Raw genomic sequence first — 5,526 nt, forward strand, 5'->3', positions numbered from 1 at the left:
GCCACGAGCCGCCCAGCCTCGCCGACGATCGTGTCGTCTCCCTCGCCCGTCGCGCGCACGACCGTCACCCCGGCGACGTCCGCGGCGGCGCGCGCCTGGCCCTCCAATACCGCGACAACCTCTGGGAACCATGTGTCGGCCGCGAGACCCAACTCCGCGGCATCCACTCCGCCGTCCGCAAAGGCGGCGAGCCCGTCGAGCAGCCGCGCCGCGGCGCCGGCGCGATCCTTCCACCAGCCGTCGGGCACCGAGCCGACGACATTGGCCACGTCGACGACTATCGCGGGGTGCACCGACAGCAGCGACCGCAGCATCGGCCACGACGCCGCGAAACCCGGATGCAGCGGGTACGACTCCACGGCATCCACCGGCACCCACGCCAGCTCCCGGCTCTCCGGATCGCTGATGACCGGCTCGAACGCCGTCACGACGTCGCCGACGAGCGTCGAGTAACTCCACACGCCGATGTCGAACACGCTGATCAGACGCGGGCGAACGGCGGATGCCGGGACCCCCGCCTCCTCGGCCGATTCCCGCAATGCGGCATCGCACGCCGACTCACCTTCATGCCGCGCACCGCCGGGCAGGCCCCACGTGTCGCCGAAGTGACTCCATGACACGCGATGCTGCAACAGCACCCCGCGCTCCGGGTCGAGGGCGAGCAGCCCCGCCGCCCCGAACCGACCCCAGTACCGCGTGCCGTCATCGGTCACCACCCAGGCATCACCCGGATCGCGCGGCCCCTGCGGGCGACGCGGCTCACCGGGGGCAGGCGGGACGATCGTCACCCTTCCACCCTGGCACACGACCCGCGCCCGCAGTCGCCACCTTGTAAGCCCACGCCTTCTGGCCCTCGGGTTCGGAGGCGTCAAAGTGCGGGTGCCGGGCCCCACAACCCGCAGAATGGCGCCCCTGAGCCTGAGACCGGTTGCGACGTTTCGACTCGGCCCTCCGGGCCCCGCTCAACGGGCGGGGCGAAAACGGGCCGGCCGAATATTGACGGCTCCTGTGGTCAGACCATATTCGCGACACGCCACATATGGGTCTGAAATCCACCAGAAACCCCACATATTGTGGTCAGACCACCGAAACCGCCGCAACTCAGAACACCCCCGAGAGAGGACCCCGTCATGAGAGCCACCGCCGAGACCTCCGCACGCACCGTCGCCGTCGCCCACACGATCGACGAATACCTCGCCCGCTCCGATTGGCGCATCAACGCGAACGCCAACCAGGGCTACTCCCTGGGCGGCATGATCCTCAACTCCGCGGGCAAGCTCATCGCCAACTACTGGCTCGACGAGGTCTACGCTCCCGCGGCGGGCGCCGCCCACCGCGACGGCGACCTACACATCCACGACCTCGACGTGTTCGCCGGCTACTGCGCGGGCTGGTCGCTGCGCATGGTCCTCGAACAGGGCTTCAACGGCGTCGCCGGCAAGATCGCCTCCACCCCGCCCAAGCACTTCTCCAGCGCCCTTGGCCAGCTCGTCAACTTCCTCGGCACCCTGCAGAACGAGTGGGCCGGCGCGCAGGCGTTCAGCTCCTTCGACACCTACCTCGCCCCGTACGTCCGCCTCGACCGGCTCAACCTCGACGACGTCCGCCAGGCGATGCAGGAGTTCGTCTTCAACCTCAACGTCCCCTCCCGCTGGGGCACGCAGACGCCGTTCACCAACCTGACCTTCGACTGGGTCTGCCCCGACGACCTGCGCGATCAGCATCCGCTTGTCGGCTACCAGGTGCAGCCGTTCACCTACGGTGAGCTCGCCCCCGAGATGGCGATGATCAACCGGGCGTTCATCGAGGTCATGACCGAAGGCGACGCCGACGGCCGCGCCTTCACCTTCCCGATCCCGACCTACAACATCACGCGCGACTTCGACTGGGACGGCGAGAATGTCGAGGCGCTGTTCGCGATGACCGCCAAGTACGGCCTGCCGTACTTCCAGAACTTCGTGAACTCCGACCTCGACCCGCACATGATCCGCTCGATGTGCTGCCGCCTGCAGCTCGACCTGACGGAGCTCCTCAAGCGCGGCAACGGTCTGTTCGGATCGGCCGAGCAGACCGGCTCGATCGGCGTCGTCACGATCAACTGCGCCCGCCTCGGCTTCGTCCACTCCGGCGACGAGGATGCCGCCATCGCACGCCTGGACGCGCTGCTCGAGATCGCGCGCGACAGCCTCGAGGCCAAGCGCGCCGTCATCTCGCAGCACCTGAACGGCGGCCTCTTCCCCTACACGCTCCGCTACCTCGGCACCCTTGACAACCACTTCTCCACGATCGGCGTCAACGGCCTCAATGAGTACGTCCGCAACCTCACCCGCGACGCGGAGGACATCACGACGGATGCTGGGGCCGCCCTCGCGGTGCGCCTGCTCGACCACGTGCGCGCGCGGATGGTGGAGTACCAGCAGCAGACCGGCCACATGTACAACCTCGAAGCCAGCCCCGCCGAGGGCGCCACGTACCGCTTCGCGAAAGAGGACATCGCGCGGTTTTCGTCGTCGTTCGCGGATGCCGACGGCATCCGCCACGCCGGCACCTACGCCAACCCCTACTACACGAACTCGTCGCAGCTGCCGGTGGGGTACACCTCAGACCCGTTCCTCGCGATGACGATGCAGGAGCCGCTGCAGCAGAAGTACACCGGCGGCACGGTGCAGCACCTGTATCTCGGTGAGGCGATGCCGTCGGCATCCGCCTGCCGCGACCTCGTGCGGCGGTCGCTGGAACGGTTCCGCCTGCCGTACCTGACGATCACGCCGACGTTCTCGATCTGCCCGCAGCACGGCTACCGCTCCGGCGAGCACGAGAACTGCCCCGACTGCGGCGCCGTGTGCGAAGTGTGGACGCGGGTCATGGGTTACTTCCGGCCGATCGCGAGCTTCAACATCGGTAAGAAGGGGGAAGCTCAGGAGCGGACGTACTTCGTCGCGCCGGACAGCCTGCCCGCGCAGCCCGCATCCCAGGAGGAGTCGTGGTCCGCACCGCTGCAGCCAGTGAGCTGAACATCGCGGGGATGACCCCGTTCTCCACCGTCGACTGGCCGGACATGATGACAGCGACGCTGTTCCTGCAGGGCTGCCCGTGGAACTGCTTCTACTGCCACAACCCGGCGCTCATCGATCCGCGCGCGGACGGCGAAGTGACGTGGGGCGACGTCATGGACCTGCTGTGCGACCGGATCGGCTTGCTGGACGCGGTGGTGTTCTCCGGCGGCGAGCCGACGATGCAGCGCGCGCTGATCCCGGCGATGCGCGAGGTGCGCGATCTCGGCTTTCTCGTCGGCCTGCACACGGCGGGCGCCTATCCCGGCCTGCTCGCGCAAGCGTTGCCGCACGTGGACTGGGTGGGCCTCGACATCAAGGCACTGCCGCCCGACTACGCGCAGGTCACCGGTCGCGCGCCCAGCGGCGCGGGGGCCTGGCGTTCGCTCGAGCTCGTCCTCGGCAACCAGCTGCTGCGCGCCGACACCGACCGGCCGCTGGACTTCGAGGTGCGCACGACGGTGCATCCGGCGGCGATCGACGACGCGCGACTGCGCGAGCTCGGATGCCGACTGGCCGACGCGGGCGTGGAGTGTTGGGCGGTGCAGCGGTTCCGGGAGACCGGAACGCGGCATCCGCTCCCCCGCGTCGACGTCACCGACGCGCCGCCGCTGCGACTCGACGACCTGCCGGTCGAGCGCTTCGCGAGTCTCGTCGTCCGCTGACGGCGCTCCGCGCCGCCACTCGATCACCGGTGGGGTGCCCGGTCAGCGGTGGCGGCGTTCGCGGACGCGCATGTTCGTGATGATCGGGGTGCCCTCGAAGCCGAAGACCTCGCGCAGGCGGCGCTGGATGAACCGGCGGTACCCGGGGTCGAGGAATCCGGTCGTGAACAGCACGAACGTCGGCGGCCGGGAGGCCGCCTGCGTTCCGAAGAGGATGCGGGGCTGTTTGCCACCACGCAGCGGATGCGGGTGCTCGGCGACGAGTTCGGCGAGGAACGCGTTGAACTTGCCGGTCGAGATCCGCTGGTCCCACGAGGCCAGCGCCGTCTCGAGCGCCGGCACGAGCTTGTCGAGGTGTCGCCCGGTGCGCGCGGAGATGTTCACCCGCGGCGCCCACTGCACGTGCGCGAGATCCTGCTCGATCTCGCGCTCCAGATACCGGCGCCGATCGGCGTTCTCGAGGTCGGGGTCGTTCAGGCGGTCCCACTTGTTGAACGCCAGCACGAGCGCACGGCCCGACTCCAGCACGAGGTCGATGATATTGAGGTCCTGCACGCTGATCGACTGCGACACATCCAGCACGACGACGGCGACCTCCGCCTTCTCGAGCGCCGCCGACGTCCGCAGCGACGCGTAGAAGTCGGCGCCCTGCTGCAGGTGCACACGGCGACGGATGCCGGCGGTGTCGACGAACCGCCAGAGCTTACCGCCGAGCTCCACGATCTCGTCGACGGGATCGCGCGTCGTGCCCGCCAGCTCGTTCACGACGACGCGTTCCTCACCGGCCGCCTTGTTCAGCAGCGAGGACTTGCCGACGTTCGGCCGCCCCAGGATCGCGACGCGACGCGGTCCGCCGAGTTCTGCCTTCGCGACCGCCGAGACCTCGGGAAGCGCCTTCATGACCTCGTCGAGCAGGTCCGCCACGCCCCGGCCGTGGATCGCCGAGACGGGGTGCGGCTCGCCGAGGCCCAGGTTCCACAGCGCCGCTGCCTCGGGCTCCTGCCGGGCGTCATCGATCTTGTTGGCAACGAGGAAAACCGGCTTCCGGGTTCCGCGCAGCAGTCGCACGACGGCCTCGTCGGTCGCCGTCGCGCCGACCATCGCGTCGACGACGAACAAGACGACGTCGGACAGGTCGATCGCGACCTCGGCCTGCGCTGCAACGGAACGGTCGATGCCGCGGGCATCGGGCTCCCAGCCGCCGGTGTCGACGAGCGTGAACGCGCGGTCCAGCCACTCCGCCTTGTACGTCACGCGGTCGCGGGTGACCCCGGGTGTATCCTCCACGACGGCTTCACGACGACCCAGGATGCGGTTCACGAGCGCCGACTTGCCGACGTTCGGGCGACCCACGATCGCCACGACCGGCAGGGCGGGAAGCGTCTGCACGACTTCGCCACCGGCGGTGAAGCCGGCGAGCAGCTCGTCGTCTTCGTCGTCGAGCTCGTAGTCCGACAGGGAGGCACGCAGGGCTGCGGCGCGCTGGTCGGCGAGTTCTTCGTCGAGGTTCGCAAGGGCATCGCGCAGGTGATCGGGACCGGCCCCACCGTCGTACTCATCAGCGAACTCGTCGCCGGTGCGAGAGCCCAAATCAGCCATGCGCTTTCTCCTGGATCTCGCGGCGGGCCGCAAACACGACATCGAGAACGGCGGCCACGGTCTGTGCGAAGTCGAGATCGGTCGAATCGACCACCGTCACACCGTCGGCGGCGGTGAGGAAGTCGACGACCGTGCTGTCCGCGGCATCCCGCCGGTGCAGCGCATCGGCGACGGCCGCGGCGTCCTGCGTGGTCAGCTCGGCGCTGCGG

At 69.1% G+C, this 5,526-nt stretch carries 4 protein-coding genes and 1 pseudogene; 2 read left to right on the top strand and 3 right to left on the bottom strand.

The features are described from left to right. A partial coding sequence (locus WBP48_RS15785) for an NUDIX domain-containing protein (protein ID WP_424441708.1) occupies positions 1-788 on the bottom strand: 788 nt, incomplete at its 3' end. 342 nt (positions 789-1,130) lie between these two features. Here WBP48_RS15785 and WBP48_RS15790 point away from each other — a divergent pair. Next, on the top strand, positions 1,131-3,014 hold the full coding sequence (locus WBP48_RS15790; protein ID WP_424441709.1) for a ribonucleoside triphosphate reductase: 1,884 nt from the start codon (positions 1,131-1,133) through the stop codon (positions 3,012-3,014). Further along, complete coding sequence (locus tag WBP48_RS15795; RefSeq protein ID WP_424441710.1) at positions 2,984-3,718, top strand: anaerobic ribonucleoside-triphosphate reductase activating protein; 735 nt, start codon at positions 2,984-2,986, stop codon at positions 3,716-3,718. The genes WBP48_RS15790 and WBP48_RS15795 overlap by 31 nt, the downstream gene beginning before the upstream one ends. A gap of 42 nt (positions 3,719-3,760) precedes the next feature. Here WBP48_RS15795 and der read toward each other — a convergent pair whose 3' ends face one another. Continuing rightward, positions 3,761-5,317: a ribosome biogenesis GTPase Der gene (gene der / locus WBP48_RS15800; RefSeq protein ID WP_424441711.1), complete on the bottom strand. Its 1,557-nt coding sequence runs from the start codon at positions 5,315-5,317 to the stop codon at positions 3,761-3,763. Continuing rightward, positions 5,310-5,526: pseudogene (locus tag WBP48_RS15805) on the bottom strand ((d)CMP kinase); the annotation flags it as partial. The gene der and the pseudogene WBP48_RS15805, both read right to left, overlap by 8 nt.

It is taken from the genome of Microbacterium sp., assembly GCF_049661145.1.
Taxonomy (GTDB): Bacteria; Actinomycetota; Actinomycetes; order Actinomycetales; family Microbacteriaceae; genus Microbacterium.